At 75.6% G+C, this 26,628-nt stretch carries 24 protein-coding genes and 2 pseudogenes; 18 read left to right on the top strand and 8 right to left on the bottom strand.

Annotated features, from left to right (window positions below; translation table 11 throughout):
• The first annotated feature begins 62 nt into the window (after nucleotides 1-62).
• From lepB (RM780_RS14665) to RM780_RS14640, 6 genes and pseudogenes are all read left to right on the top strand, one after another.
• Entirely contained in the window at nucleotides 63-635 is a 573-nt protein-coding gene (lepB, locus tag RM780_RS14665) for a signal peptidase I (RefSeq protein ID WP_394812975.1), read from the top strand.
• Nucleotides 628-1,368: pseudogene (gene lepB / locus RM780_RS14660) on the top strand (signal peptidase I); the annotation flags it as partial. The gene lepB (RM780_RS14665) and the pseudogene lepB (RM780_RS14660), both read left to right, overlap by 8 nt.
• 289 nt (nucleotides 1,369-1,657) lie before the next feature.
• Nucleotides 1,658-2,689 carry a signal peptidase I gene (gene lepB / locus RM780_RS14655; RefSeq protein ID WP_311631145.1) on the top strand — a complete coding sequence of 344 codons (1,032 nt, stop codon included), beginning with the start codon at nucleotides 1,658-1,660 and terminating at the stop codon, nucleotides 2,687-2,689.
• 69 nt (nucleotides 2,690-2,758) lie between these two features.
• Entirely contained in the window at nucleotides 2,759-3,517 is a 759-nt protein-coding gene (gene lepB / locus RM780_RS14650; RefSeq protein ID WP_311631144.1) for a signal peptidase I, read from the top strand.
• A 13-nt stretch (nucleotides 3,518-3,530) separates the two neighbouring features.
• A complete protein-coding gene (locus RM780_RS14645; protein ID WP_311631143.1) occupies nucleotides 3,531-3,872 on the top strand; it encodes a DUF2469 domain-containing protein in 342 nt (113 codons plus the stop codon).
• Between the two features lie 112 nt (nucleotides 3,873-3,984).
• Complete coding sequence (locus tag RM780_RS14640) at nucleotides 3,985-4,659, top strand: murein hydrolase activator EnvC family protein (RefSeq protein ID WP_311631142.1); 675 nt, start codon at nucleotides 3,985-3,987, stop codon at nucleotides 4,657-4,659.
• On the opposite strand, the gene whiG is transcribed toward RM780_RS14640, so the two are convergent.
• The 4 genes from whiG to RM780_RS14620 all read right to left on the bottom strand — a co-directional run bounded on the left by whiG (nucleotide 4,592) and on the right by RM780_RS14620 (nucleotide 8,761).
• Nucleotides 4,592-5,437 (bottom strand): RNA polymerase sigma factor WhiG, encoded by an 846-nt coding sequence (gene whiG / locus RM780_RS14635; RefSeq protein ID WP_311631141.1) that lies wholly within the window; start codon nucleotides 5,435-5,437, stop codon nucleotides 4,592-4,594. The two genes, RM780_RS14640 and whiG, sit on opposite strands and share 68 nt — an antisense overlap.
• 161 nt (nucleotides 5,438-5,598) lie before the next feature.
• Nucleotides 5,599-6,774, bottom strand: a complete 1,176-nt coding sequence (dprA, locus tag RM780_RS14630; RefSeq protein ID WP_311631140.1) for a DNA-processing protein DprA — start codon at nucleotides 6,772-6,774, stop codon at nucleotides 5,599-5,601.
• Nucleotides 6,771-8,375: a YifB family Mg chelatase-like AAA ATPase gene (locus tag RM780_RS14625; protein WP_311631139.1), complete on the bottom strand. Its 1,605-nt coding sequence runs from the start codon at nucleotides 8,373-8,375 to the stop codon at nucleotides 6,771-6,773. The genes dprA and RM780_RS14625 overlap by 4 nt, the downstream gene beginning before the upstream one ends.
• Entirely contained in the window at nucleotides 8,375-8,761 is a 387-nt protein-coding gene (locus tag RM780_RS14620; protein WP_311631138.1) for a YraN family protein, read from the bottom strand. Before RM780_RS14620 ends, RM780_RS14625 begins: the two co-directional genes overlap by 1 nt.
• A 513-nt stretch (nucleotides 8,762-9,274) precedes the next feature.
• On the opposite strand from RM780_RS14620, the gene rpsB reads away from it, so the two are divergent.
• The 9 genes from rpsB to RM780_RS14575 all read left to right on the top strand — a co-directional run bounded on the left by rpsB (nucleotide 9,275) and on the right by RM780_RS14575 (nucleotide 19,064).
• Nucleotides 9,275-10,183 carry a 30S ribosomal protein S2 gene (gene rpsB / locus RM780_RS14615; protein ID WP_311631137.1) on the top strand — a complete coding sequence of 303 codons (909 nt, stop codon included), beginning with the start codon at nucleotides 9,275-9,277 and terminating at the stop codon, nucleotides 10,181-10,183.
• A gap of 139 nt (nucleotides 10,184-10,322) precedes the next feature.
• Nucleotides 10,323-11,159, top strand: a complete 837-nt coding sequence (gene tsf, locus RM780_RS14610; protein ID WP_311631136.1) for a translation elongation factor Ts — start codon at nucleotides 10,323-10,325, stop codon at nucleotides 11,157-11,159.
• A gap of 205 nt (nucleotides 11,160-11,364) precedes the next feature.
• Entirely contained in the window at nucleotides 11,365-12,102 is a 738-nt protein-coding gene (gene pyrH / locus RM780_RS14605) for a UMP kinase (RefSeq protein WP_311631135.1), read from the top strand.
• Nucleotides 12,103-12,145: 43 nt separating this feature from the next.
• Entirely contained in the window at nucleotides 12,146-12,703 is a 558-nt protein-coding gene (frr, locus tag RM780_RS14600; RefSeq protein WP_311631216.1) for a ribosome recycling factor, read from the top strand.
• Nucleotides 12,704-12,779: 76 nt separating this feature from the next.
• Complete coding sequence (locus tag RM780_RS14595) at nucleotides 12,780-13,775, top strand: phosphatidate cytidylyltransferase (RefSeq protein ID WP_311631134.1); 996 nt, start codon at nucleotides 12,780-12,782, stop codon at nucleotides 13,773-13,775.
• A gap of 73 nt (nucleotides 13,776-13,848) precedes the next feature.
• Nucleotides 13,849-14,958, top strand: a complete 1,110-nt coding sequence (gene rlmN / locus RM780_RS14590) for a 23S rRNA (adenine(2503)-C(2))-methyltransferase RlmN (RefSeq protein WP_311631133.1) — start codon at nucleotides 13,849-13,851, stop codon at nucleotides 14,956-14,958.
• Nucleotides 14,959-15,151: 193 nt separating this feature from the next.
• On the top strand, nucleotides 15,152-16,246 hold the full coding sequence (locus tag RM780_RS14585) for a thiamine ABC transporter substrate-binding protein (protein ID WP_311631132.1): 1,095 nt from the start codon (nucleotides 15,152-15,154) through the stop codon (nucleotides 16,244-16,246).
• Between the two features lie 71 nt (nucleotides 16,247-16,317).
• The gene (locus tag RM780_RS14580) at nucleotides 16,318-17,946 is read left to right on the top strand and encodes an ABC transporter permease (RefSeq protein ID WP_311631215.1); all 1,629 of its coding nucleotides are present in this window, start codon (nucleotides 16,318-16,320) and stop codon (nucleotides 17,944-17,946) included.
• Nucleotides 17,947-17,951: 5 nt separating this feature from the next.
• Nucleotides 17,952-19,064 carry an ABC transporter ATP-binding protein gene (locus RM780_RS14575; protein ID WP_311631131.1) on the top strand — a complete coding sequence of 371 codons (1,113 nt, stop codon included), beginning with the start codon at nucleotides 17,952-17,954 and terminating at the stop codon, nucleotides 19,062-19,064.
• A 35-nt stretch (nucleotides 19,065-19,099) separates the two neighbouring features.
• Here RM780_RS14575 and RM780_RS14570 read toward each other — a convergent pair whose 3' ends face one another.
• Nucleotides 19,100-20,305 (bottom strand): hypothetical protein, encoded by a 1,206-nt coding sequence (locus RM780_RS14570; protein ID WP_311631130.1) that lies wholly within the window; start codon nucleotides 20,303-20,305, stop codon nucleotides 19,100-19,102.
• A pseudogene (locus RM780_RS14565) lies at nucleotides 20,287-20,916 on the bottom strand (ABC transporter ATP-binding protein); the annotation flags it as partial. The pseudogene RM780_RS14565 and the gene RM780_RS14570, both read right to left, overlap by 19 nt.
• 448 nt (nucleotides 20,917-21,364) lie before the next feature.
• On the opposite strand from RM780_RS14565, the gene RM780_RS14560 reads away from it, so the two are divergent.
• The gene (locus tag RM780_RS14560; protein ID WP_311631214.1) at nucleotides 21,365-22,798 is read left to right on the top strand and encodes a gamma-aminobutyraldehyde dehydrogenase; all 1,434 of its coding nucleotides are present in this window, start codon (nucleotides 21,365-21,367) and stop codon (nucleotides 22,796-22,798) included.
• 34 nt (nucleotides 22,799-22,832) lie between these two features.
• Here RM780_RS14560 and RM780_RS14555 read toward each other — a convergent pair whose 3' ends face one another.
• Both RM780_RS14555 and RM780_RS14550 read right to left on the bottom strand, forming a co-directional pair.
• Entirely contained in the window at nucleotides 22,833-23,525 is a 693-nt protein-coding gene (locus tag RM780_RS14555) for a glycerophosphodiester phosphodiesterase (RefSeq protein ID WP_311631128.1), read from the bottom strand.
• Nucleotides 23,513-24,613 carry an adenosine deaminase gene (locus tag RM780_RS14550; RefSeq protein ID WP_394812973.1) on the bottom strand — a complete coding sequence of 367 codons (1,101 nt, stop codon included), beginning with the start codon at nucleotides 24,611-24,613 and terminating at the stop codon, nucleotides 23,513-23,515. The genes RM780_RS14555 and RM780_RS14550 overlap by 13 nt, the downstream gene beginning before the upstream one ends.
• 101 nt (nucleotides 24,614-24,714) lie before the next feature.
• On the opposite strand from RM780_RS14550, the gene RM780_RS14545 reads away from it, so the two are divergent.
• Together RM780_RS14545 and RM780_RS14540 are read left to right on the top strand one after the other, a co-directional pair.
• Complete coding sequence (locus RM780_RS14545) at nucleotides 24,715-25,701, top strand: DUF4190 domain-containing protein (RefSeq protein ID WP_311631127.1); 987 nt, start codon at nucleotides 24,715-24,717, stop codon at nucleotides 25,699-25,701.
• A 153-nt stretch (nucleotides 25,702-25,854) separates the two neighbouring features.
• Complete coding sequence (locus RM780_RS14540; RefSeq protein ID WP_311631126.1) at nucleotides 25,855-26,382, top strand: hypothetical protein; 528 nt, start codon at nucleotides 25,855-25,857, stop codon at nucleotides 26,380-26,382.
• Nucleotides 26,383-26,628: the final 246 nt, after the last annotated feature.

The following is a 26,628-nucleotide window of genomic DNA, read 5'->3' as shown; positions in this document are numbered from 1 at the left end:
GGCGGTGGTCGCGCTCGGTGCGTGTCTGGGCGGCGGCGGTCGCGGGCACCGTGGTGCTGACCATGCTCGTCAGCACCTTCGTGATGCAGCCCTTCCTGATCCCCAGCGGATCGATGGAGGGAACTCTTCAGGTGGGCGACCGCGTTCTGGTGAACAAGCTCGCCTATCGCTTCGGCGGCGAGGTGGAGCGCGGGGACATCATCGTCTTCGACGGCACCGGGTCGTTCGTTGCCGAGGGCGAGGACCCCGGGCTCCTGGGCGGGCTGCTGCGCCGGGCCGGTGCGGCGGTGGGTCTGGTGCAGTCGTCGGAGAATGACTATGTGAAGCGGGTGATCGGGGTCGGCGGGGACCGGGTGCGCTGCTGCGACGGGCAGGGGCGCCTCGAGATCAACGGCGAGCCGCTGGACGAGCCGTACCTCTACCCGGGGGACGAGCCGTCCGAGGTGATGTTTGACATCGAAGTGCCCGAGGGACGGTTGTGGGTTATGGGCGATCATCGGTCGGATTCGGCGGACTCCCGGGCCTATCTCGGCGTGCCCGGCGGCGGCACCGTGCCCGTGGACCGGGTGATCGGCCGCGTGGACCTGATCGGCTGGCCGCTGAGCCGCTGGGGATGGCTGCCGGACCATGGGTGAGCGCGGACGGCCCAAGCAGGAGCGGCGCCCGGGCGGCGGCCGGCGCCACGCCGCGCCGCGGGACGAGCCCCGGATAGCCGGCGCCGCGCCGCCGGGCGGCGGGGAGCCGCCCCTGCGCCCGCCGGGGCCCGGGCGGGCCGCGCGGCGGCGCGCGGCGCGGCGGATCAAGCGGCGGCGGCGGCTGCGGGCGACGCGGGAGATCCCGATCCTGATCGGCAGCGCGCTGCTGATTGCGCTGGTGCTCAAGACCTTCCTGGTGCAGGCCTTCGTCATCCCCTCCGGGTCGATGGAGCGGACCATCCAGATCGACGACCGGGTGCTGGTGGACAAGCTCAGCCCGTGGTTCGGCTGGGAGCCCGAGCGCGGAGAGGTCGTCGTCTTCCGGGACCCGGGCGGCTGGCTGAGCGACGAGCCGCGGGCGGAGACGGAGGAGGCCCCGTTCGGTATCCGTCACATCCAGGCGGCGCTGACCTGGATCGGTCTGATGCCGACTGCGAACGACCAGGATCTGATCAAGCGGGTCATCGGGGTCGGCGGGGACACGGTCGCCTGCTGCGACGAGCGGGGCCGGGTGACGGTCAACGGCGAGCCGCTGGACGAGCCCTACCTCTTCCCCGGAAACATACCCTCGCAGGAGACCTTCGAGGTCCGCGTTCCCGAGGGCCGGATCTTCGTGATGGGGGACCACCGGCTGAATTCGGCCGATTCCCGGGCGCACCTGGAGGAGCCGGGGCAGGGTACGATTCCGGTCGATCTCGTCGTGGGCCGGGCGGTGGTCGTGGCCTGGCCCTTCGCCCACTGGCAGCGGCTCGACGGCACGGAGACCTTCTCGGCCGTGCCCGACCCCGGCGCTTCGGACGCCGAGGGCACGCGCGCGGAGGGCGTCCCCGGGGGCGCGGCGGGCGGCGAAGAAGTGGCCAGTCCCCCGATCCCTGCGGAACTTCCGCTCGTTATGGGAGTGGTGGGCCTGTCCCGGAGGCGGCGCGGGCCGGAGCGGAGCGTGAGGAGCGAATGTGGGGGATGTGGCTGTGGGTGCGCGGTCCGGTGCGGAGGGCCCCGAGGAGGGTCCCGTGACGCCGGGCGGCGAGGCATCCGGCGAGGGATCCCCCGAATACCCCCGCTCCCCGGGACCGCCCGGTGGCGCGAGCGGGGACGCGGACCCCGGGGAGCCCGCCGCGTCCGACGACGCGGCAAGCCCCCGTAGGGCCCGCAGGCGGAGGCAGCAGCCGGCCAGGCAACGCTCCTTCTGGAAGGAGCTGCCGATCCTCGTGGGGATCGCCATCGTGCTGGCGCTGCTGATCAAGACGTTCCTGGTCCAGGCGTTCTCCATCCCCTCCAACTCCATGCAGGACACCCTCCAGCAGGGCGACCGCGTGCTGGTCGACAAGCTCACCCCCTGGTTCGGGAACGACCCCGAGCGCGGCGAGGTCGTGGTCTTCCACGACCCGGGTGGCTGGCTGGAGGAGACGCCCTCGGCCGGCGGGCCCGGCGCGGCCGTGCAGAGCGCGCTGAGCTTCATCGGTCTTATGCCCTCCGCCGAGGACCAGGACCTGATCAAGCGCGTCATCGCGGTCGGCGGGGACACCGTCGAGTGCCAGGAGGACGGCCCTGTCCTGGTGAACGGCGAGGCCCTCGACGAGTCCGAGTACCTCTTCCCCGGCAATACGCCCTGCGGCGACCGCGGCTTCACGCGCTTCACCGTCCCCGAGGGCCGCCTGTGGGTCATGGGCGACCACCGGCAGGACTCCCTGGACTCCCGGTACCACCAGAACCTCCCCGGCGGGGGCACCGTCTCCGAGGACGACGTGGTCGGCCGGGCCATCGTCGTGGCCTGGCCGGTGAACCGCTGGAGCTTCCTTCCGGTGCCCGGCGCCTTCGACTCGGTCGGCAGCGCCGCGGCCGGGCTCGCCCCCTCGGGGCTGGGCCTGGCCGGCGCGCTGCCGCTGGTGCTGTGGCGCCGCCGCAGGCTGCTCCGCCGCGAGGTGGCCGCCGAGGCCGCGGCCGTGGAGGCACCGGCCGCGGAGGCGGCGGCCGGGGCGCCCCGGGCGGACTGACCGGCACCCTCCGCGCTGAAGTAGGGTCGCTCCTGTGCGCGGACCCGCGCACCGACCGGGAGGGGCGACATGAGCGCAGAGCCGCGCGGCGGCGGGGCGGGCCGGGCGTTGTCCGGCCTGGCCGTGGGACTCGGCTGCCTGCTGCTCCTGGGTGGCTTCGTGCTGACTGCCGTGCTCTACCAGCCCTACACGGTGCCCACCGACTCGATGGCCCCCACGGTGCGGCCGGGGGACCGCGTCCTCGCCCAGCGGATCGACGGCGGCGAGGTGCGCCGCGGGGACGTCGTGGTCTTCCGCGAGGCCGAGTGGGGCGACTCCCTGGTGATCAAGCGAGTCGTCGGCGTCGGCGGCGACACCGTCGCCTGCTGTGACGAGGAGGGGCGGCTCTCGGTCAACGGCCGGCCCGTCGAGGAGCCGTACCTGGCCGGGGAGCACAGCGCCTCCTCCACTTCCTTCGAGGCCCGGGTGCCCGAGGACGAGCTCTTCCTGATGGGCGACTACCGGGAGAACTCGCTCGACTCCCGCAGCCGCATCACCGAGTCCGACCCCGGCACGGTGCCGCGCTCGGCGGTCTCGGGCCGGGTGGAGGCCACCGTGTGGCCGCTGGGGCGGGCCGGGCTGCTGCCCGGGCCGTCCGGCTTCGCGGACCTCCCCGGAGGCGTGTCGGGGCAGGGGCCCCTGCCGCCGCTGTTCTGGGCGACTACGGGGGGAGCGGTGCTGATCCTGGGCGGCGCCCTCGGCGGGCCGCTCGCTGGCCGTAGGGCCCGCTCGCGCCACCGTGACGTGCGCGCGTCCGCGGTGGCGCACAATGAGGGAACGCACGGCTGAAGGGGATCACGCCATGAGTGCCGAGGACCTCGAAAAGTACGAGACCGAGATGGAGCTGAAGCTCTACCGGGAGTACCGGGACGTGGTCGGCCTCTTCACCTATGTGATCGAGACCGAGCGGCGTTTCTACCTGACCAACGACTACGAGATGCAGGTGCACTCCGTCCAGGGCGAGGTCTTCTTCGAGGTCTCGATGGCCGACGCCTGGGTCTGGGACATGTACCGGCCGGCCCGCTTCGTGAAGCAGGTCCGGGTGCTGACGTTCAAGGACGTCAACATCGAGGAGCTGAACCGCAGCGAGCTGGACCTGCCGGAGGACTCCGGCTTCGGGGGCGGGACCGAGCGGAACGGCTGACCCCCGCCCGTTTTCACCCAATCGGGTGAGGGCTTTGTCCACAGGGCCCGCCTTCTCCACAGATCTGCCGCCGGGCCGCCGCGCCCGCCTCCGGGCGGGCAGGCTGGGGCCCATGCCGCTGCTGACCTCCCTGCTCGCCGCTCTCCTGCTGGCCCCGCCCGGGGCCGCGGAGCCCGCCGGGGGCTGGCCCGTCCCCGGCGAGGACGCCGCCGCCCGGCCCCGCGTGGTGCGCCTCTTCGAGCCGCCGCCCGAGCCCTGGGCTGCGGGGCACCGGGGCGTGGACCTGGCCACCCGGGCCGGGGCGCCCGTGCGGGCTGCGGCCGGGGGGCGGGTGTCCTTCGCCGGGAGGGTCGCCGGGCGCGGGGTGCTGACCATCGAGCTGGCCGGGACCGGCTCCCCGCCGCTGCGGCTGACCCACGAGCCGGTGCGGGCCACGGTGGCGGAGGGCGAGCGGGTGACGGCCGGGGAGGTGGTCGGCGCGCTGGAGGCGGGGCCGTTCCACTGCGCCGGGCCGTGCCTGCACTGGGGGCTGCGCCGCGGCGAGGCGTACCTCGACCCGCTCTCGCTGCTCCCGCCCGGCCTCCTGCGCGCCGGGCCAGCCCGGCTGCTCCCGGTGGACGGGGTGCCGCTGCCCGGGGCCGGAGGCGCCGGCCGGGAGCCCGCTGGGGCCGCCGGCCTGCCGCCCCCGGCGACGTCCGCGCCGCCCGGGGCCGCGGGCGTCAGCCGGCGGCGACGTCCGCGAGCTTGGCGCGCAGCTGGAGCACGGACTTGGTGTGGATCTGGCTGACCCGGCTCTCGGTGACGCCGAGCACCTCGCCGATCTCGGCCAGCGTCAGGCCCTCGTAGTAGTAGAGGGTGACCACGGTCTTCTCCCGGTCCGGCAGGGTGTTGACCGCGCGGGCCAGCAGGCGGCGCAGCTCCCGGTCCTCGGCCACCTCCACGGGGTTGTCCGCGGCGGTGTCCTCCAGGGTGTCCATCAGGCTCAGCCGGTCCCCGCCCTCGCCGCCCGCGTGCAGCAGCTCCTCCAGGGCGACGACGTTCGCCAGGGACAACTGACTGAAGACGGCGTGCAGTTCGTCCAGCGAGATGCCCATCTCGGCGGCCACCTCGGACTCGCAGGGGGTGCGGCGCAAGGATGCCTCCAGCGTGGAGTAGGCCCGCTCGATGGCGCGGGCCTTCTGCCGCACCGAGCGGGGGATCCAGTCCAGCGCCCGCAGCTCGTCGATCATCGCGCCGCGGATGCGGGTGATGGCGTAGGTCTCGAACTTGATGGACCGGTCGGGGTCGAACTTCTCGATGGCGTCGATGAGTCCGAACACCCCGGAGGAGACGAAGTCCGCCTGCTCGACGTTGGGCGGCAGGCCCACGCTGACCCGCCCGGCCACGTACTTCACCAGGGGCGAGTAGTGCAGGATCAGCTGCTCCCGCAGCCGCTCGTCGCCGGTGTCCTTGTAGGCGCGCCACAGCTCGTCGAGCGCGGTGCCCGGGGCGGGACGTGCGATGTCCTCCGCCGCGGCCGGCGCTGCCGGAGCCGTGTGCGGGGGCTCCAAGGAGTGCTGGGGCATACGCTGTCGTGAGCCGTTCTCGGGGTGTGCGGGGTGGACAGTGCGGGGGTCCGGGGCGGGGCCGACCGAACCATGTGAGCGTAGCGTGACTGGGGTGTCGCGGTACGCATGTGGCGGTGCGGGCCGATGCGCAGATACGTTCCGCTGCCCGCACCCTGGGGTTACTTCGGAGGGTCGGCCTCCTCCCGGGCGCCGCCCGCCGGCCGGGGGCCGGGCCGTGCCAACTGCCAAAGCGGCCCCGCCCGTTCGACGAAGCCCAGGGCGTGCAGCTCCCGCAGCCTGGCCGCCGCGGCGCGCGGGCTGGTGCACGCGCCGCGCGCCACCTCGCCGACCGCGGCGGGCCGCGTGGCGGGCAGCGCGTCGAGGACCTGCGCCGTCTCCGGCGCGAGCAGGTCCCGCGGCACTGCGGGCGCCTGCGGCTCCGCGGCCAGCTCGCCCATCGCGCCGGCCAGCTCGGTCACCTCTTCCGCCCCGGCCACCGGCACCGCGCCCTCCCGGAGCAGCAGGTGGGTGCCCTCGGAGAGCGCGGAGGTCACCGGGCCGGGCACGGCCATCAGGTGCCGGCCCAGTCGCTCCGCGGCCCGCGCGGTGATCAGCGCCCCGCTGCGCCGGGCCGCCTCCACGACCACCGTGCCACGGGTGAGGGCCGCGATCAGGCGGTTGCGCTGGACGAAGCGGCTGCGGGTGGGCCGCTCGCCCGGCGGCAGCTCGGCCACCACCAGGCCGCGCGCGGCGACCGAGCGCAGCAGCTCGGCGTGGGCCGCCGGGTATCCCACGTCCACGCCGCAGGCCAGCACCGCCACCGTGCAGCCGTCCGCCGCCAGCGCCCCCCGGTGGGCGGCCCCGTCCACGCCGTGGGCCGCGCCGGAGACCACGGCCCAGCCCCCGGCGGCCAGGCCGCCGGCCAGCTCGGCGGCCACGTGCGCGCCGTACTCCGTGCAGGCGCGGGCGCCGACCACCGCGACCGAGCGCAGGGCCACCAGGCGCAGCGAGCACGCGCCGCGCACCCACAGGCCCACCGGCGCCGCCGCCTCCAGGTCCGCCAGCTGGCCCGGCCACTCCCGGTCCCCCGGGCACAGGAACCGGCCGCCGAGCCGGGCCACCGCCGCCAGGTCGCGCACCGGGTCGGCCTCCCGGGCCCGCAGCAGCAGCCCGGCCCACCGCCGCGGCGAGGCGCCCGGCGGGGCGGGCCCTCCCTCCCGCAGCGCGGCCCAGACCTCGCCCGGCCCGGCCCGCGCCAGCCAGCCGCCGACCAGCGGGTCTCCCGGCTCCGCGACCCGGGTCAGCGCGGCCCGCGCCAGCCGCTCCTCCTCCCAGGGCCCGCGCGGGCCCGTCACGGCAGGCTGCCCGCGACCCCGGCGCCGCGCCGCACGCCGGTGCGCAGCTCCAGGGCGGCGTCCACGTCCTCAGCCGTCGGACGGTCGTGGCCCGCCAGGTCGGCCACCGTCCACGCCACCCGCAGCACCCGGTCCAGGCCCCGGGCGGTGAGCAGGCCGCGGTCCAGGTCCCGCTCCGCCCGGGCCAGCGCGCCGGGCAGCGCGGTCCAGCGGGTGCGCAACTCGTGCCCCGGCACCTCGCCGTTCGTGCGCCAGGGGGTGCCGGCCAGCCGGGCCGCGGCCCGCTCCCGGGCCTCGCGCACCCGGGCGGCCACCACGGCGGTGGGCTCCCCGCCGCCCGGGTCCGTCAACTCGGCCCGGCTCACCGGCTCCACGGGCACTCGCAGGTCGATCCGGTCGAGCAGCGGCCCGGAGAGCCGGGCGCGGTAGCGCCGGACCGTGCCGGGCAGGCACTCGCACTCCCCTCCCAGGGAGCCGTGCCGCCCGCACGGGCAGGGGTTGGCCGCCAGGACCAGCAGCACCCGGGCGGGCATCCGCACCACCCCGGCGGCGCGGGCGACCACCACATACCCCGACTCCAGCGGCTGGCGCAGGGCGTCCAGCACCTGGCCGTTCATCTCGGCGGCCTCATCGAGAAAGAGGACTCCGTGGTGGGCCAGGGAGACCGCGCCGGGGCGGGGGACGCCGCTGCCGCCGCCCACCAGGGCGGCCATGGAGGCCGAGTGGTGGGGCGCGCAGTAAGGTGGGCGGTCGACCATCGGGCGGCCCGGCGGCAGGAAGCCGCCCACCGAGTGCACCGCGGTGACCTCCAGGGACTCCTGGCGGCTCAGCGGCGGCAGCAGGCCGGGCAGCCGCTCGGCCAGCAAGGTCTTGCCCGCGCCGGGCGCGCCCTTGAGGAACAGGTGGTGGCGGCCGGCCGCGGCCACCTCCAGCGCCCGTCGGGCCACCCGCTGCCCGCGGACCTCCGCGAGGTCGGGCGGCGCGTCCGCGAGGGGGAGGGCGTACAGGCCGGGGGAGGGGCCGCCCGCCCATCCCGCGGGGAGCTGCGCGAGCGGGGCGTCCGGCACCGGCTCCTCCTCGGGCACGGGCTCGTCGGCCAGGACGGCGATGAGCTGGCGCAGGCTGCGCACCCCGAGCACCGCCACGTCCGGGACCAGCGCGGCCTCGGCCGCCGCCGCCTCGGGCACCACCACCTGCCGGTACCCGGCGCCCGCGGCGGCGAGCACGGCCGGGAGCACCCCGCGCACCGGGCGGACCCGGCCGTCCAGCGCCAGCTCCCCGATCATCATCACGTCCGCGATCGACCGCGGGTCGATCCGCTCGGCGGCGGCCAGGACGCTGCACGCCACCGCCAGGTCGAAGCCGCTGCCGTGCTTGGGGACGGCGGCGGGGCTCAGGCCCACCGTCAGCTTCTTCTGCGGCCAGGGGGTGCCGGAGTTGGCCACGGCGGCGCGCACCCGGTCCCGGCTCTCGTTCAGCGACTTGTCGGCCAGGCCGACCAGCGTGAAGGCGGCGATGCCGGGCTCCAGGTCGGCCTGCACCTCGACCACCACGCCGTCCACGCCGGTCAGCGCCACCGCGCCGGTGCGGGCGAACGCCATCACGCCACCCCCCTCGCGTGCTCCACCACCGGGGCGCCGCGGCCCGGCAGCAGCACCCCGACCAGGTCGATGCGCACCCCGCCCTCCGGCGGGGCCCCGTGCACCGGCAGCCAGCGCTCCGCGACCCAGCGCCGCGCCAGGAGCCGCAGCCGCTCGGCCTTGGCGGGGGTCATCGCGGCCATCGGGTGCTGGAAGGGGCCCTCCCTGCGGGTCTTCACCTCGCAGATGACCAGCGTGCACCCCACGGGCGCGCGGTCGCGGGCCACGATGTCGATCTCCCCGGCGCGGCAGCGCCAGTTCCGCTCCAGGACGGCCAGGCCGGCGGCGCTCAGGCTGCGGGCGGCGACGTCCTCGCCGAACCGGCCCAGGGCACCCCGGGCGTTCACCGCCCCACCCCGGGGCGGCGCGGCGCGGCGACGGCACCGCGAAGGGCGTGGACGGTCCCGGCGGGCCGGGCCCGGAAGCCCGGCGGCAGGGGGTCTCGCAGGGTCGGCATGGCGCTCCTCGCTCTCCTCGACGGGCGCCCCTCGGCGCCGCGTTCGTCACCGACTGTGACCGACTCCCGCGCGAGAAGTGGATCTTGGTGGACAACCGCCCGCCTGTGGATAACTTCCTCACTCGATCGGGTGAGGGGGCGTCGCCCGTCCCCGGCCTCCGGCGGCCGGTCGCCCGCGCGCTTCGCGTTCCCGTACACTGCTCGGTGGCGATCCGGGTCCCGGATCGACCTCGCACGCCCCGTCATCCAGGCGCCCCGGCCCCGGCCGCGGCGCTTCGGTGGCCGCGCGAACTCGGTCCGGAGGATGCCCCGCAGGGCGGCTTCCGGTCTCGCGCGCCGGGGCGTCAGGAGCGCCGGCCGCCGGCCCGCGCTGAACAACCGAGCGTCCACAAGGAGAACGGCCATGGCCGTCGTCACGATGCGGGAGCTGCTGGAGAGCGGCGTCCACTTCGGGCACCAGACCCGCCGCTGGAACCCGAAGATGAAGCGGTTCATCTTCACCGAGCGCAACGGCATCTACATCATCGACCTGCTCCAGTCGCTGTCGTACATCGACCGCGCCTACGAGTTCGTCAAGGAGACCGTCGCCCACGGCGGCACCGTGATGTTCGTTGGCACCAAGAAGCAGGCCCAGTCCGCCATCGCCGAGCAGGCCGCCCGCGTCGGCATGCCGTACGTGAACCAGCGCTGGCTCGGCGGCATGCTCACCAACTTCTCGACCGTGCACAAGCGGCTCCAGCGCCTCAAGGAGCTGGAGGCCATCGACTTCGACGACGTCGCGGCCTCGGGCCTCACCAAGAAGGAGCTGCTGGTCCTCTCCCGCGAGAAGGCCAAGCTGGAGAAGACCCTCGGCGGCATCCGCGACATGCAGAAGGTGCCCAGCGCCGTCTGGATCGTGGACACCAAGAAGGAGCACATCGCCGTCGGCGAGGCCCGCAAGCTGAACATCCCGGTCGTCGCGATCCTCGACACCAACTGCGACCCGGACGAGGTCGACTACAAGATCCCGGGCAACGACGACGCCATCCGCTCCGTCACGCTGCTCACCCGCGTGATCGCGGACGGCGTCGCCGAGGGCCTGATCGCCCGCTCCGGCGCGCCCGAGGCCAAGGACGGCGAGAAGCCGGCCGGCGAGCCGCTGCCGGAGTGGGAGCGCGAGCTGCTGGAGGGCGCGGAGGCCAAGGCCGAGGAGCAGTCGGCCGAGCAGGCCGCCCCCGAGGCCCCGGCAGGGGAGACCGCCCCCGCAGCCGAGGCGGCCCCCGCTGCCGAGACCGCCCCCGCCGCCGAGGCCGCCCCGGCCGAGCAGGGCTGACCCGCCCCCACCGGGAGGCGGCCGGACGTCACCGGGCGGGAGCGGGGCCACAGCGCCCCGCTCCCGCCCGTCTGCCCGGCCACGGACCCGGCGTTCCGCCAAGCGATCCGACGACATCCTGGAAGAGAATCACGTAACCATGGCGAACTTCACCGCCGCCGACGTCAAGAAGCTCCGGGAGCTGACCGGCGCCGGCATGATGGACTGCAAGAAGGCGCTGGACGAGTCCGAGGGCGACGTCGGCAAGGCCGTCGAGCTCCTGCGCGTCAAGGGCCAGAAGGGCGTGGCCAAGCGGGAGAGCCGCACCGCGGAGAACGGCGCGGTCGTCTCCCTGATCGCCGACGACGCCACCTCCGGCGTGCTGGTCGAGCTGAAGTGCGAGACGGACTTCGTCGCCAAGGGCGAGAAGTTCCAGGCCGTGGCCCAGGCCATCGCCGAGCACGTCTTCTCCACCGCCCCCGCCGACCTGGCCGCCCTGCTCGCCTCCGAGATCGAGGCCGGCAAGACGGTCAAGGAGTACGTGGACGAGGCCAACGCGTCCCTGGGCGAGAAGATCGTCCTGGACCGCTACGCCCGCTTCGCCGGCGCCTACGTCGCCTCCTACCTGCACCGCACCAGCCCCGACCTGCCGCCGCAGGTGGGCGTGCTGGTGGAGCTGGAGCAGGCCGACGCCACCACCGCGAAGGACGTCGCCCAGCACATCGCGGCCTTCTCCCCGACCTACCTCACCCGCGAGGACGTTCCCGAGGACGTGGTGGAGGCCGAGCGCCGCATCGCCGAGGCGACCGCCCGCGAGGAGGGCAAGCCCGAGGCCGCCCTGGCGCGGATCGTGGACGGCCGGGTCAACGGCTTCTACAAGGAGAGCGTCCTCCTCGACCAGCCCTTCGCCAAGGACAACAAGAAGACCGTGCAGAAGGTCCTCACCGAGGCCGGGGTGACGCTGAAAGGCTTCGCCCGCTTCCGCGTCGGCGCCTGACCCCGGGCGGGCGCACCGCGCCGCCGCGCCGTCGGCGGCACCGGGGCGCGGCCCGGCTATTGTCGGGCGCAAGGCCGTCCGGCCGTGGCCGCACCGCTGCCGCGGCCGGGGGGACCGCAGTTGTGACGAGGAGGCCATTGCCCACAGGGGAACCGTGCGGATCCACTGGCAGTGGCCTCCTCGGCCTGTGCACGAGGAGGGTTCCATGAACCAGGACGACAAACCCCGGCGTTTCCTGCTGAAGTTGTCGGGTGAAGCCTTCGCGGGCGGCGGCGGACTCGGCGTCGATCCCGATGTCGTGCACAAGATGGCGCGGGAGATCGCGGCCGTGGTGCGGGACGGGGCGCAGATCGCGGTGGTCATCGGCGGCGGCAACTTCTTCCGCGGCGCCGAGCTCCAGCTGCGCGGCATGGACCGGGCGCGCTCCGACTACATGGGCATGCTCGGCACGGTGATGAACTGCCTGGCGCTCCAGGACTTCCTGGAGAAGGAGGGCATCGACTCCCGCGTGCAGACCGCGATCACGATGGGCCAGGTCGCGGAGCCCTACATCCCGCTGCGCGCCGTGCGGCACCTGGAGAAGGGACGGGTCGTCATCTTCGGCGCCGGCATGGGAATGCCCTACTTCTCCACGGACACCACCGCGGCCCAACGGGCCCTGGAGATTCACGCCGAGGCCCTGCTGATGGGCAAGAACGGCGTGGACGGCGTATACGACTCCGACCCGGCGTCGAACGCCGACGCCGTGAAGTTCGACGCGCTGGACTACGGCGAGGTCATCACGCGGGACCTGCGGGTCGCCGACTCCACCGCCATCACGCTCTGCCGGGACAACCGGCTGCCGATCCTCGTCTTCGAACTGCTCGCCGAGGGCAATATCGCCCGCGCGGTAAAGGGTGAGAAGATCGGCACACTCGTCAACAGCCAGGGCCGACGGGCCTGACGGCGACCGCACGTACCCCACCACATCGAACCAGGAGCTCATGGTGATCGAAGAAGCCCTCCTTGAGGCCGAGGAGAAGATGGAAAAGGCGGTGCTGGTCGCCAAGGACGACCTGGCCGCCATCCGCACCGGCCGTGCGCACCCGGCGATGTTCAACAAGATCGTCGCCGAGTACTACGGCACGATGACCCCGATCAACCAGCTCGCCTCGTTCTCGGTCCCCGAGGCGCGGATGGCCGTGATCACGCCCTTCGACAAGAGCGCGCTGCGCAACATCGAGCAGGCGGTCCGGGATTCCGACCTCGGCGTCAACCCGACGAACGACGGCCACATCATCCGCGTGGTCTTCCCCGAGCTGACGGAGGAGCGGCGCCGGGAGTTCATCAAGGTCGCCCGCTCCAAGGGCGAGGACGCGAAGATCTCGATCCGCGGGGTCCGCCGCAAGGCCAAGGAGGCCATCGACAAGGCGATCAAGGACGGCGCGGTCGGCGAGGACGAGGGCCGCCGCGGCGAGAAGGAGCTGGACGACACCACGGCCCGGCACGTGGCCCAGGTCGACGAGCTGCTCAAGCACAAGGAAGCCGAACTGCTGGAGGTCTGAGGGCCGGTCCCGGCGCACTACCGGGGCCCGAGTTCCCCGAACGATCCAGCAGTTCCCCAGAAGGACTCAGTCACCCGTGAACGATGCATCCTGGGGGCCGCCCCGGGCCACCGGGTACCTCCAGCCGTCCGGGCGTGCCCACGACGCCCCGGCGGGTCCCGCACACGATCCGGGGAACGCGGCGCAGACTCGGCCTATGCCGTCGACTCCGCCCGGCCCCGACGCCCGCCGGCCCGGTCCCACGCCGCCCGCCCGGAAGCGCGCGGGCCGGAACCTGCCCGCCGCCATCGGCGTCGGTCTCGGCCTCGGCGCCGTGGTGCTGGCCTCCCTGTTCGTCCACAAGCCCGTCTTCGTCGGGGTGATAGCGGCGGCCGTCGTCGTGGGCCTGTGGGAGCTGTGCTCCCGCCTGGCGGAACGCAAGCGGATCGAGGTCCCGCTGCCCCCGCTGCTGGCCGGCGGCGCGGCCATGGTCGTCGCGGGGTACCTCAGGGGCCCGGCGGGGGCCTGGGTGGCGATGGCGCTGACGGCGCTCGCGGTGCTGCTGTGGCGGATGGCCCGGCCGCCGGAGAACTTCCTCAGGGATGTGACGGCGGGCGTGTTCGCCGCGTTCTACGTCCCGTTCCTGGCCACCTTCGTGGCGCTGATGCTGGCGGCCGAGGACGGCCCCTGGCGGGTCTTCACCTTCCTGCTGCTGACGGTGGTCAGCGACACCGGCGCCTACGCGGTCGGCTGGCGCCTGGGGCGGCACAAGCTGGCGCCGCGGATCAGCCCCGGCAAGACCCGGGAGGGGCTCGCCGGCGCGGTGCTGTTCGCGATGGCCGCGGGCGCGTTCTGCATGGAGCTGCTGATCGACGACGGCACCTGGTGGCAGGGGCTGCTGCTCGGCCTGGGCGTGGCCGCGAGCGCCACGCTGGGGGACCTGGGCGAGTCGATGATCAAGCGGGACCTCGGGATCAAGGACATGGGCGCCCTGCTGCCCGGGCACGGCGGGATCATGGACCGGCTGGACTCCCTGCTGCCGACCGCGCCCGTGGTCTGGCTGCTGCTGCTGGCGTTCGTCGGCTCCGGCTGATCCGCGCGCCGGGCCGGGCCCGGCCGCGGGCGATTCGGGCCGGGGGCGCCCGGTCTGCGACACTGGCCGGACCATGCCTGCACCCGGAGAGCTCACCTTCATCGCGCCGCGCGGGGCCGCCAAGCCCCCGCGGCACCTCGCCGACCTCGACCCCGGGGAGCGCCGCGCCGCGGTCGCCGCGCTCGGCGAGAAGCCCTTCCGCGCCCGGCAGCTGTCCCGGCACTACTTCGCGCGGTTCACGGACGACCCGGCGGCGTGGACGGACATCCCCGCCGCCGCCCGCGAGCGCCTGGCCGGCGAGCTGCTGCCCCGCCTGATGACCCGCGTGCGCCACGTCTCCTGCGACGACGGCGCCACCCGCAAGACGCTGTGGCGGCTGCACGACGGCACGCTGGTGGAGTCCGTGCTGATGCGCTACCCGGACCGGGTCACCATGTGCGTCTCCTCGCAGGCCGGGTGCGGGATGAACTGCCCCTTCTGCGCCACCGGCCAGGCCGGCCTGGAGCGCAACCTCTCCACCGCCGAGATCGTGCACCAGATCGTGGACGGCATGCGGGCCCTGCGCGACGGCGAGGTCCCCGGTGGCCCGGCCCGCCTGTCCAACATCGTCTTCATGGGCATGGGCGAGCCGCTGGCCAACTACCGCCGCGTCACCGCCGCCATCCGCCGCCTCACCGACCCCGACCCGGACGGCGCGGGCCTGTCCCAGCGCGGCATCACCGTCTCCACCGTGGGCCTGGTCCCGGCCATCCGCCGGCTCTCCGAGGAGGGCTTCACCTGCCGCCTGGCCGTCTCCCTGCACGCCCCGGACGACGAGCTGCGCGACACCCTGGTCCCGGTCAACACCCGCTGGAAGGTCCGGGAGGTGCTGGACGCCGCCTGGGAGTACGCCGAGCGCTCCGGGCGCCGGATCTCCGTGGAGTACGCCCTGATCCGCGACATCAACGACCAGGCCTGGCGCGCCGACCTCCTCGGCCGCCTGCTGCGCGGCCACGGCGCCCACGTCAACCTCATCCCGCTCAACCCCACGCCGGGCTCGAAGTGGACCGCCTCCCGTCCCGAGGACGAGCGTGCCTTCGTCGCCGCCCTCCAGGCGCACGGCGTGCCCGTCACCGTCCGGGACACCCGCGGGCAGGAGATCGACGGGGCCTGCGGGCAGCTCGCCGCCACCGAGCGGGTCTGACCCCGGCTGCTATCGTTACGCAGATCCTCATACATCCCGAATGGATTCCGACAGGGGAGCGCTCGCGGCGCTGAGAGTGCGGCACCGGCCGCAGACCCTCGAACCTCGCCCAGGTCATGCTGGGTAGGAAGTTCGGAAAACGCCCTCTCGTGCTGCCCGCGTGCGCGCCCGCGTCCCCCGAAGGCGGCACCGCATGAGACCCAGCACCCCCCGCGCTCGCATACCCGCGGCCGGCCTCCCGCTCCTGATGGCCCTCGCGGCACTCACCGCCTGCGGCTCCGGGGACTCCGGCGGCGGGGACGGCGACGAAGACCCGCCGCGGGAGGTGACGATCGTCACCCACCAGTCGTTCGTGGTCTCCGAGTCGGTGCTGGAGGAGTTCACCGAGCGGACCGGCTACCGGGTCAACGTCCTGCGCAGCGGCGACGCCGGGGTGGTGGTCAACCAGGCCGTCCTCACCCGAGGCGACCCCGAGGGCGACGTCCTCTTCGGCGTGGACAACACCCTCCTCTCCCGCGCCCTGGAGGCCGGCATCTTCGAGCCGCACGAGGCCACGGGCCTGGGCAGCATCCCCGACACGGTCGAACTCGACGCCGGGCAGCACCGGGTGACCCCGGTCGACACCGGGGACATCTGCGTCAACTACGACCGCGCCTGGTTCGCCGAGCGCGACCTCGACCCGCCGCGCACCTTCGAGGACCTGGCCGAGCCCGCCTACCGCGACCTGCTGGTGGTGCAGAACGCCGCCACCTCCTCGCCGGGCCTGGGCTTCCTGCTGGCCACCGTCGCCGCCTTCGGGGAGGACGGCTGGCAGGACTACTGGCGCGACCTGGCGGACAACGGCGTGGAGGTCGTCGACGGCTGGGAGCAGGCGTACAACGAGCGCTTCTCCGGCGCCGGCCAGGGCGGCGACCGGCCCCTGGTCGTCTCCTACGCCACCTCCCCGCCCGCCGGCGTGGTCTTCGGCGGGGACGAACGCCCCGAGGAGGCGCCGACCGGGGTCGCCACGGCCACCTGCTTCCGCCAGATCGAGTTCGCCGGGCTGCTGAGGGGGGCCGCCAACCCCGAGGGCGGCCGGGCGCTGCTGGACTTCATGACCGGGCGGGCGTTCCAGGAGGACATGCCGCTCCAGATGTTCGTCAACCCCGTGCTCGAAGGCGCCGCGCTGCCCGAGGAGTTCACCCGGTACGGCGAGCCCGTCGAGGACCCGCTGACCATGGACCCGGAGGACATCGCCGCCGGGCGCGACGCGTGGATCGACGAGTGGACCTCCCTGGTCCTGCGGTGACGCCCGCCCGCGGGGCCGCCCCGCGCCGCGCGCGGCGGCCGGGCGCGGTCCTCAGGCGGCGGCGGGCGGCGGTGCGGGCCGCGCTGCTCGCCGGGCCGCTGGCGTTCCTCGGCCTCTTCTTCTGCTACCCCGTCGCCGCGATCACCGCGCGCGGGCTGCGCGAAGGGGGCGCGTGGCGCCTGGGGCGCGCCGCCGAGGTGCTCTCCGACCCCGACACGCTCCACGTGCTGTGGTTCACCACCTGGCAGGCCGCCGCCTCCACCGCCCTCACCCTCGCCCTCGCGCTGCCGGGCGCCTGGGCGCTGGCCCGCCTCGACCTGCCCGGCCGGCGCGTGCTGCGGGCCGTGGTCACCGTGCCCTTCGTGCTGCCCACGGTCGTCACGGGCGCGGCCTTCCTCGCGCTGCTCGGGCGCGGCGGGCTGCTGGAGGACCTGTGGGGCATCCGGCTGGACGGCGGCGTGGGCGCGATCCTGCTGGCGCACGTCTTCTTCAACTACGCCATCGTCGTGCGCACCGTCGGTGGGCTGTGGGAGCGTCTGGACCCCGGGCAGGAGGAGGCCGCCCGGATGCTCGGCGCCAGCCGCCTCGGCGCCTGGCGGCGGGTCACGCTCCCGGCGCTCGCGCCCGCCGTGGCCGCCGCCGGGCTGCTGGTCTTCCTGTTCACCTTCACCTCCTTCGGCGTCGTGCAGATCCTCGGCGGGCCCCGCTACGCCACGCTGGAGGTCGAGATCTACCGGCAGACCGCCCAGCTGCTGGACCTGCCGACGGCCGCCGTGCTGACGTTGCTCCAGGGCGTGGCCGTCGCCGCCCTGCTGGGCGTGCACGCCTGGATCACGCGCCGCAGCGAGAGCGCCCTGGCGCTCACCGAGCCCGGGCACGCCGTGCGGCGCCCGCGCGGGGCCGGGCAGTGGGCGCTGGCCGGCGGGGTGTACGCGGTCATCGCGGTGCTGATCCTGCTGCCGCTGGGCGTCCTGGTGGAGCGCTCCCTCTCCGGGCCCGACGGCTACGGCCTGCACAACTACCGCGCCCTGGCGGCCACCGACAGCGGCACCTTCCTCGTCCCGCCCTGGGAGTCGGTCGGCGTCTCGCTGCGCTACGCCGCCGTGGCCACCGTCCTGGCGCTGGCCGTGGGCGGCTCGGCCGCCGCCGCGCTGGCCCGGCGCGGCGGGCGGCTGACGCGCGGCTTCGACGCGCTGCTGATGCTGCCGCTGGGCACCTCGGCGGTGACCGTCGGCTTCGGCTTCCTCATCGCCCTGGACCAGCCGCCGCTGGACCTGCGCTCCTCCTGGATCCTGGTGCCGCTGGCGCAGGCGCTGGTGGGCGTGCCGTTCGTCATCCGCGTCCTGCTGCCGGTGCTGCGGGCCGTGGACGAGCGGCTGCGGGAGGCGGCGGCGGTGCTGGGCGCCTCCCCGGCGCGCGCCTGGCGCGAGGTCGACCTGCCCCTGGTGCGGCGCGCCGTGCTGACGGCCGCCGGCTTCGCGTTCGCCGTCTCGCTGGGGGAGTTCGGCGCCACCGTCTTCATCGCCCGCGCCGACGCGCCCACCCTGCCCGTGGCGGTGGCCAGGCTGCTGGGCCGCGCAGGGGAACTCAACTACGGCATGGCCATGGCGCTGAGCACCGTCCTGATGCTGGTCTGCGCCCTGACCCTCCTGCTGCTGGAGGGCATCCGCCCCGCCGGCCGCCCCACCGAACTGGTGTAACGCCCATGACCCTGCTGGAAGTCGAACGCCTCGCCGTCTCCTACGGGCCACGCCCCGCCCTCAGCGGGGTGGACCTGAGCGTCGCCGAGGGCGAGACCGTCTGCGTGCTGGGGCCCAGCGGCGGCGGCAAGTCCACGCTGCTGCGGGCCGTGGCCGGCCTGGCCGAGCCGGACGCCGGAACGATACGCCTGGCCGGGCGCGATCAGGCGGGCGTTCCCGCGCACCGGCGCGGCCTGGGGCTGATGTTCCAGGACCACCAGCTCTTCCCGCAGCGCGACGTGGGCGGCAACGTCGCCTTCGGCCTGCGGATGCGGCGGGTGGGGCGGGCCGAGAGGCGGCGGCGGGTGGCCGAGCTGCTGGAGCTGGTCGGCCTGCCGGGCGCCGAGCGGCGCCGGGTCTCCGCCCTCTCCGGCGGGGAGCAGCAGCGGGTCGCGCTGGCCCGCGCGCTGGCGCCGAGCCCCCGGCTGCTGATGCTGGACGAGCCGCTGGGGCGCCTGGACCGGGACCTGCGGGAGCGGCTGGTAGTCGAGCTGCGGCAGCTCTTCCGCCGCCTGGGAACGACGGTGCTTGCGGTGACGCACGACCAGGGGGAGGCGTTCGCGCTGGCCGACCGGGTGGTGGTGATGCGGGAGGGCCGGATCGCGCAGGCCGGGAGCCCGGCGGAGGTGTGGGGGCGGCCGGCGGACGCCTTCGTCGCCCGCTTCCTCGGCTTCCGCAACCTGGCCGCCGGGCGGGTCGGGACGGGCGGCACCGCGGACACGGACTGGGGGCCCGTGCCCGTGCCCGAGGGGACGCCGCCCGGGCCGTGCCGCCTGCTGATCCGCCCCTCGGGGGTCCGCTTCCTCCCGCCGGACGCGGCGGCCTCTCCGGGCTCGCCGGGCGCGCTCCCCGCGACGGTCCGCGCCCGGACGTTCCGCGGGGACCACGTCCTGCTCCTCCTCGCCCCGGCCTCCGGCCCGCCCCTGGAGGCGGCCTGCCCCCTGCGCGCCGCTCCGGCGGAGGGCGAGCGGGTCGGCCTCGCCTTCGACCCGTCCGAGGTGGTCCTCCTGCCGCTCCCGGACGCGGCGGACTCCGGGGAGCCGGACGTGGCGCCGGGCAAGGCGCCCGGCCCGGCGTAGACGGCCCGGGCCGTTTCCCTCCCGGCTCCGGCCGGTTACGCCCCGGCCGGGAGCGTGAGGAGGAAGGCGACCGACCAGGTCAGGGGGGCGAGGACGGCCAGGAGGGCGGCGGCGCGCAGGGCCGCGGCGCGGCGGAGGAGGCCGCGGGGCGCGCCCAGGCGCAGGAGGGCCGCCGTGGCGTTGCGGCGTTCCGCTCGGGCCTCGTCGGCGACGGTGGCCACCGTTCCCAGCGCGCAGACCAGGACCACGGCCGTTCCCAGGCCGCCCAGGGGGCCGAACTCCCGCAGCCCGTCCAACTCCACGGCCGCCAGCACCGCCGCGCACGCCGCGCTCAGCGCGCCCAGCGGGCGCCCGAGGCGGCTGCCCTCCTCCTGGAGCCCGCGCCCCGCCAGCAGCCGCAGCACCCCCGGCCGGCCGCCGCACAGCAGCCGCCCGGAGAGGTGGACCAGGCCGGGCGCGGCCAGCACCACGCCGGAGACGATCAGCAGCCAGCCGGCGACCACCCCGGAGGGCACCCCGTCCAGCGAGCCGCCCAGCGGCAGCCAGCCCTCGGCCGCGGCCCCCTCGGCCCCGTACGCGCTCAGCGCGATCCCGGCGCCGGTCAGCGAGAAGCCCCACGGCAGCCCGGCGGGAACGGCCGGCGGCGGCTCGGCGCGGACCGCCTGCGCCGGGTCCAGCGCGCCGTGGGCGGCGGCCGTGGCCGGCGCCGCGGGCCCCGCGGCCGGGCGGCGCGGTCGCATCCGCAGCGCCGCCGCGCTCGCCGCCGCCGCGGTGGCCGGCACCACGGCGAGCAGCGTCAGGGCCGCGCCCATCGGCAACGGCCGTTCCGCCGCGAGCAGTTCGGCCGCGGCCCCGGCGAAGGGCAGGCCGCCCGCGCCGTCGCGCAGGTGCAGGAAGAGCAGGAGGGCCAGCGCGCTGCCCAGCACCCCGGCCACCGCCGTGGAGGCCGCGGCCAGCGCGGGCAGCCGCGCCGGGCCCATGCCCGCGACGTCCAGGCCCGAGCGGGGCCGGGCGGCGGGGTCGGCGCGGGCGACGGCCACCGCGAGCTGCGCGGTGGCGGCCAGCGGCACCAGGCACCAGGCCAGCCGCAGCACCGCGGGGCGGCCCCCGTCCGGGTGCGCCGTCGCGTAGGCCAGCGCGGCCAGCAGCAGGAACCCGACGCCCGCCGCCGCGCAGGCGAGCAGCAGCCGCCGGAACAGCGCCAGCGGCTGGGAACCCCGGGCTAGACGGAGAGCGAGCATGCGGCCTCACTCGGCGCGCCGGCCGGCGCGCGCCCGTCGACGAGGGTCAGGGTGCGGTCGGCCAGCGTCGCCACCTCGGGGTCGTGGCTGGCCAGGACCACGGTGATCCGGTGCGAGCGGCTGGCCGAGGTGAGGGTGCGCAGCACCTGCGCCCGGTCGGCCTGGTGCAGCGGGGCGGTGGGCTCGTCCGCGAAGAGCACGTCCGGCTGGTGGGCCAGGGCGCGGGCGATGGCCACTCGCTGGCGCTGGGCCTGGACCAGCGCGCCTGGCCGCTTGCGGGCGCACTCGCCCACGTCCAGGCGCTCCAGCCACTCCAGCGCGGTGCGTTTGGCGGCCCGGTGGCCGCCGCCGGCCAGGAGCAGGGGAAGCGCGGCGTTCTCCCAGGCGGTCAGCTCGTCCACCAGCTGCGGGGTGTCGCCGACCCAGCCGAAGCGGTCGCGGCGCAGCCGCTCGCGGGAGGTGGGCGGGAGGGTGTGGACCGGGATGCTGTTGAACCACACCTCGCCGCTGTCCGGGACCAGCTGGCCGGAGAGGCAGCGCAGCAGCGTGGTCTTGCCGCAGCCGCGGGGCCCGGTGACGGCGATGATCTCGCCCTGCCGGACGCCGAGGGTCACGCCGAGCAGCGCGGGCGATCCGCCGTGGGCGTAGTGCACCTCGCGCGCCCAGAGCACGTCGTTGTCTGGTGGGGCCATGGCCTTTCACGCACCTTCGCTCGTCAGGTCGTCGCGTCCCCGGCGGGGCGCACGCGCGGGGCGGGCGCGCGGGCCGGGGGCGGGGTCACAGTTCTTGGACGCTGACACAGCGCGGCAGGGCCGCCGGGGCGGCACGGCGGGCAGTCCGAAGAATCCTCCGTATGGTGCACAGCGCTCCGCCACGGCCGTAAAATCTGGTGGAAGGAGGGCATTGAAGCGCTGTTCTTCCGTGATCAACGCCGCTGCGGCGGCGGATTTTCCGCCCGTGGCGGTGTTGTGCGGCCGGGGTACGGGCATAGGCTGCACACGCGAGCAGGACCGGCCGCGGACCGCACAGGAATGGCAGGAGGGTGCCGTGACGACCGAGCTGACGACCGAGCCCGCGCGGTGGCGCAACTACATCGACGGCACCTTCCGGGACGCCGCCGACGGGCGGACCACCGAGGTGGCGGACCCCGCGACGGGGGAGACCTACGGGCGGGCCGCGCTTTCGGGGGCCGCCGACGTGGACGCCGCGATGGCCGCCGCCGCGGCCGGGTTCCCCGCCTGGCGCGACCGCACCCCGGCCGACCGGCAGCTGGCGCTGCTGCGGATCGCCGACGCCTTCGAGCGGCACGCCGAGGAGCTGCTGGCGATCGAGTGCCGGGACACCGGCAAGCCGCTGGAGCTGACCCGGCAGGAGGAGCTGCCGCCGATGCTGGAGCAGCTGCGCTTCTTCGCCGGGGCGGCCCGGATGCTGGAGGGCAAGGCCGCCGGCGAGTACATGGCGGGCCTGACCTCCTTCGTGCGGCGCGAGCCGGTGGGCGTGTGCGCCCAGGTCACGCCGTGGAACTACCCGGTGATGATGGCCGTGTGGAAGTTCGCCCCGGCCCTGGCCGCGGGGAACACGGTGGTGCTCAAGCCCGCCGAGACCACCCCGGCCTCCACCGTCTTCGTCGCCGGGCTGCTCGGGGAGATCCTGCCGCCCGGCGTCTTCAACGTCGTCTGCGGCGACCGCGACACCGGGCGCCTGATGGTCGAGCACCCCGTCCCGGCGATGGTCTCCGTCACCGGCTCGGTCCGCGCGGGCGCCGAGGTGGCCGGGGCCGCGGCCCGCGACCTGAAGCGGGTGCACCTGGAGCTCGGCGGCAAGGCGCCCTGCGTGGTCTTCCAGGACGCCGACCTGGCCGCGGCCGTGGAGGGTATCCGCGACGCCGGCTTCTTCAACGCCGGGCAGGACTGCACGGCCGCCACCCGCGTCCTGGTGCACGCCTCGGTCCACGACGAGTTCGTGGCCGCGCTGACCAAGGCCGCGGCCGAGGTGCGCACCGGGGACGCGGCCGACCCCGAGTGCTTCTACGGGCCGCTGAACAGCGCGGACCACCTCGCCAAGGTCGCCGGCTTCGTCGAACGCCTGCCCGCGCACGCCACCGTCACCACCGGCGGCCACCGGGTGGGGGAGCGCGGCTACTACTACGCGCCCACCGTGGTCGCCGGCGTGCGGCAGGACGACGAGATCGTCCAGCAGGAGGTCTTCGGGCCGGTGATCACCGTGCAGCCCTTCGCCGACGAGGCCGAGGCGGTCGCCCTGGCCAATGGCGTTCCCTACGGCCTGGCCTCCTCGGTGTGGACCCGGGACCACGGCCGGGCGATGCGGATGTCCAAAGCGTTGGACTTCGGCTGCGTGTGGATCAACACGCACATCCCGCTGGTCGCCGAGATGCCGCACGGCGGCTTCAAGCAGTCGGGGTACGGCAAGGACCTGTCGGCCTACGGCCTGGAGGACTACACGCGCGTCAAGCACGTGATGACGGCCCTCTGAGCCGCAGCCGCGGGATCCCGCCAGGTGCGCGCGGTCAGGCCCGCGCGCCCCGCTCCAGCAGCGCCCGCAGCGCCGCCGGACGGTTCGTCGTGATCGCGGCGACGCCCAGCCCGATCAGGCGCCGCATCGCGCGCGGGCTGTCCACGGTCCAGGCCGCCACCCGGTAGCCCTCGGCCCCGGCCCGCTCCACCACGGCCGAGGTGATCAGCCCGAAGCGGTAGTTCAGCCACGCCGGGCGCAGCTCCGCGAGCAGGGACGGGCGCGGGCGCCCCGTCCGCTTCCACGTCAGCGCGATCTCCGCCCCCGGGTCGGCCGCGCGCACCGCGCGCAGCGCCGCCGGGTCGCCGCACCAGTAGACCCGCTCGCCCGCCCCGGCCTCCGCCACCGCGGCCACGGCCGCGCGGGCCAGGGCCGGGGAGCGCTCCGGCAGGTCGATCAGCGTGCGCACGGCCGCCGTGGCGGCCAGGGCCGCCGACAGCTCGGGCACCCGGCCCGCCGTCAGGGCCGCGATCTCCCGGGAGGTCAGCGAGGCCACCGGCGCCGGGTGCCCCCACAGCCGCTTCAGCGTGGCGTCGTGCACGACCACCGGCACGCCGTCCGCGGCCAGCCGCACGTCCAGCTCGACGGCGTCCGCGCCCGCCGCGACGGCGGAGGAGAAGGAGGCCAGAGTGTTCTCCCTGGCCCGGTAGGGGTCGCCGCGGTGGGCGACCACCGTCACCGCGGCCACGCGGCCAGGTGGGCGTCGATCTCCGCGTTCAGCCGCGCCTTGCCCGCCTCGTCCAGGAACGAGGCCGCGACGGCGTTCTTCGCCAGCCCCGCCAGGCCCGCCGCGTCCAGGTCCAGCAGCCGGGCGGCGACGGCGTACTCGGTGTTCAGGTCGGTGGAGAACATCGGCGGGTCGTCGGAGTTGATCGTCACCGGCACGCCCGCCTCCACGAACCGCCGCAGCGGGTGCCCGGCCAGCGAGGGCACGGCGCGGGTGGCGACGTTCGAGGTCGGGCAGACCTCCAGCGGCACGCGGTGCTCGGCCAGGTACGCCAGCAGCTCGGGGTCGCGCGCCGCGCTCGTGCCGTGCCCGACGCGCTCGGCGCGCAGCTCGCGCAGCGCGTCCCAGACCGTCTCGGGCCCGGTCGTCTCTCCCGCGTGCGGCACGCTGCGCAGCCCCTCGGCGATGGCCCGGTCGAAGTAGGGCTTGAACTGCGGCCGGGGCCAGCCGATCTCGGGCCCGCCGAGCCCGAAGGACACCAGGCCCTCGGGCCGCAGCTCGCACGCCATCCGGGCCGTCTCCTCGGCCGCGGGCAGCCCCAGCTCGCCGGGGATGTCGAAGCACCAGCGCAGCACCACGCCCAGGTCCCGCTCGGCGGCCGTCCTCGCGTCCTCGATCGCCTCCATGAACGCCACGTCCGGGATGCCCCGGGTCACCGAGGAGTGCGGGGTGACCGTCAGCTCGGCGTACCGGATGTTCTGCCGCGCCATGTCCCGGGCGACCTCGTAGGTCAGCAGCCGCACGTCCTCCGCGTCCCGGATCAGCCCGACCACCGTGATGTAGACCTCGATGAAGTGCGCGAAGTCCCGGAAGGTGAAGAACTCCCTGAGCGCGTCCGGGTCCTGGGGCACCCCCGAGCCCGGGTGCCGGGAGGCCAGCTCGGCGACGATCCGGGGCGAGGCGGAGCCCACGTGGTGGACGTGCAGCTCGGCCTTGGGCAGCCCCGCGATGAACGCCTCGAGCCCCGGCCGGAGCGGGGGCAGGGACGCGTCGGGGACGGCGCCCGGGGTCCTGTCGGTGGTGGCGGGCGCGGGCAGGGACTCGGTCACGGGAGCCTCCGGTGCGACGGGTGGGTCACGGTCATCGTAGGCACCCGGTCCGCCCCGCCCTCTCCGGCCGTAGGGTATGGGCCAACGATCGTGGAGGCCCCGTGACCGCTGAGCAGCACAACCCGTTCCGCCCGCCCGAGTCCGGGACCGCCGCCGTTCCCGCCGCCCCGCCCGCGACCTGGGGCGGCGGGTACGGCATACACGCCGGCTACCCCGTGCCGGGCGCCGTCCCCGGCCCCCCTCCGGGCCCCGGCGGCCCGGCCCCCTGGGGCGGCGGCTGGGGCGCCCCGCCTGGCCCGGCCTGGGGCACCGGCTGGGGCGGCCCGTGGGGCGCCGCCCCCGGCCCGGTCTGGGGCACCGGCTGGGGGACGCCCTACGTGCCCCCGGTCAACAACAGCACCGGCACCGCCGCTCTCGTCCTGGGGGCCGTCACGGCCGCCCTGTGCTGGACGTTCTTCCTCAGCTTCCTGGGCATCATCACCGGCACGCTCGCGGTGATCCTCGGCCTCCTCGGCGCCCAGCGCGCCCGGCGGGGCGCCGCCACCAACCGGGGCGTGGCGCTCGGCGGCGCGTGGACGGGCGCCGGCGGCCTGGCCATCTCCCTGGTCCTGACCGTCCTGGCCGTCATCTACGCCGCCGCCCCCGTGGAGGTGGAGACGGCCGCCGGCGCCGAGTACCTGGCCTCAGCCGACGAGGAGGTCCGCTACAGCGACGGCCTCTCGCTGGACATCGACGCGCCGCGGCCCGCGCCCGGCCGGCCCGGCGTCGTGCTCCTCACGGCCGTCTTCGTCAACCACGGCGACGAGGAGGCCGACCTGGACGAGGAGGGCTTCTCGGCCTACGTGGACGGCAACCGCCTCCCGGCCGGGGACGTGCGCTGGAACACCTCGGGCAACGGCACCCTCGACTCCGACGAGCGGGTCTCCGTCACCTGGGCGATCACCGTCCCCGAGGGGGGCGCGAGCCTGGGCGTGGACTACGCGCCGGGCGACGGCTACGAGGCGGCCTACTGGGAGTTCACCCTGACCGGGCAGAGCGGGCCGCCCGCAGGCGGCGCCCCCGGCGGGCCCGGCGAGGTGGACGCCTGAGCGCGCTCCCGTCCGCCCCCGCCGCGCTCCCCGCCCGCCCTTCCGCGGGGCGGGCGGAAAACCCCCGCCAACTTGCGTAAGGATCCGCCGCCCCCACCGTCCCTTCTGACCAGACCGGCCGTTCGGAGGGCCGGGAGAACGTCGGGAGGCACCATGAACGGCAGGGACGCGAGCAGGGCGGCGGCGGAGTGGCTTGCGGCGGCGGCTCCCGATCCGGACGCCTGCCGCTTCGAGTGGGAACGCCACCCGCTGGGCGTCGCGCTGCTGCCCGCGGGCCGGTTATGGGACGTGCTCGTCCTGCCCGGGGCGCTGGGCCGCCCCACCCTGGAGGTGCTGCTGCGCGTCGTCGAGAGCCCGGGGCCGGTCCTGGCGGACGAACTCAGTGCCCGCGTCGGCTTCTTCGTGCCCCCGGGCACGGCCTGCCGCTGGCTGGGCACGGGCGTGCGCTCGGCCGGCCCCGGCAGCTGGATCGTGGTGCCGCACCCGGCCAGGACGGCGAACGGGGTGCGCTGGCTGATCCCCCCGGACGGCTCGGGCGTGCTCACCGACCCGGCGGTGCTCGAACTGGCGATGCACGAGGCGGCGGCGGACGCGGAGGAGGCGCGGGCGGCGGGGCTCCGGGACGGCCCCGGCGGGGCCGTCCCGGAGGAGGAACCCGGGGGCGCGGCCCGCGAGGAGTGAACGCCGGTCGGCCGCACGCCCCGGGGGGTATGGGGCGAGCGGAACCGGACCGTCCGTAAGGAGCGCCGTCGGAGTCGGACCGCACTCGGTACGGCTCCGAACGTACGACAGGACGCCCCCCGCCCGGACCACCCCACCGCGTATCCGCATCACATCCCCGCAGCTTCTCCATCCCGTCCATGCCCCCGCCCGCCCCCGCCACAGACGGCGGCCCGCCTTCGGCCTCCCGTCCGGCGGGGCGGGAGG

This window comes from Streptomyces boetiae (assembly GCF_031845405.1).
Lineage (GTDB): Bacteria > Actinomycetota > Actinomycetes > Streptomycetales > Streptomycetaceae > Streptomyces > Streptomyces boetiae.
This window is presented reverse-complemented; position numbering and strand designations above follow the sequence as displayed.

What these genes read in the sequence shown, in the direction of transcription:
- RM780_RS14625 (WP_311631139.1), bottom strand. Translation starts at nt 8,375, where the DNA reads ATGGCGTTCGCCCGCACCGGCGCGGTGGCGCTGACCGGCGTGGACGGC.
- lepB (WP_394812975.1), top strand. Translation starts at nt 63, where the DNA reads ATGCTCGTCAGCACCTTCGTGATGCAGCCCTTCCTGATCCCCAGCGGA.
- RM780_RS14640 (WP_311631142.1), top strand. Translation starts at nt 3,985, where the DNA reads ATGCCGCTGCTGACCTCCCTGCTCGCCGCTCTCCTGCTGGCCCCGCCC.
- pyrH (WP_311631135.1), top strand. Translation starts at nt 11,365, where the DNA reads ATGAACCAGGACGACAAACCCCGGCGTTTCCTGCTGAAGTTGTCGGGT.
- RM780_RS14585 (WP_311631132.1), top strand. Translation starts at nt 15,152, where the DNA reads ATGAGACCCAGCACCCCCCGCGCTCGCATACCCGCGGCCGGCCTCCCG.
- RM780_RS14645 (WP_311631143.1), top strand. Translation starts at nt 3,531, where the DNA reads ATGAGTGCCGAGGACCTCGAAAAGTACGAGACCGAGATGGAGCTGAAG.
- rpsB (WP_311631137.1), top strand. Translation starts at nt 9,275, where the DNA reads ATGGCCGTCGTCACGATGCGGGAGCTGCTGGAGAGCGGCGTCCACTTC.
- whiG (WP_311631141.1), bottom strand. Translation starts at nt 5,437, where the DNA reads ATGCCCCAGCACTCCTTGGAGCCCCCGCACACGGCTCCGGCAGCGCCG.
- rlmN (WP_311631133.1), top strand. Translation starts at nt 13,849, where the DNA reads ATGCCTGCACCCGGAGAGCTCACCTTCATCGCGCCGCGCGGGGCCGCC.
- RM780_RS14570 (WP_311631130.1), bottom strand. Translation starts at nt 20,305, where the DNA reads ATGCTCGCTCTCCGTCTAGCCCGGGGTTCCCAGCCGCTGGCGCTGTTC.
- tsf (WP_311631136.1), top strand. Translation starts at nt 10,323, where the DNA reads ATGGCGAACTTCACCGCCGCCGACGTCAAGAAGCTCCGGGAGCTGACC.
- RM780_RS14540 (WP_311631126.1), top strand. Translation starts at nt 25,855, where the DNA reads ATGAACGGCAGGGACGCGAGCAGGGCGGCGGCGGAGTGGCTTGCGGCG.
- lepB (WP_311631144.1), top strand. Translation starts at nt 2,759, where the DNA reads ATGAGCGCAGAGCCGCGCGGCGGCGGGGCGGGCCGGGCGTTGTCCGGC.
- RM780_RS14575 (WP_311631131.1), top strand. Translation starts at nt 17,952, where the DNA reads ATGACCCTGCTGGAAGTCGAACGCCTCGCCGTCTCCTACGGGCCACGC.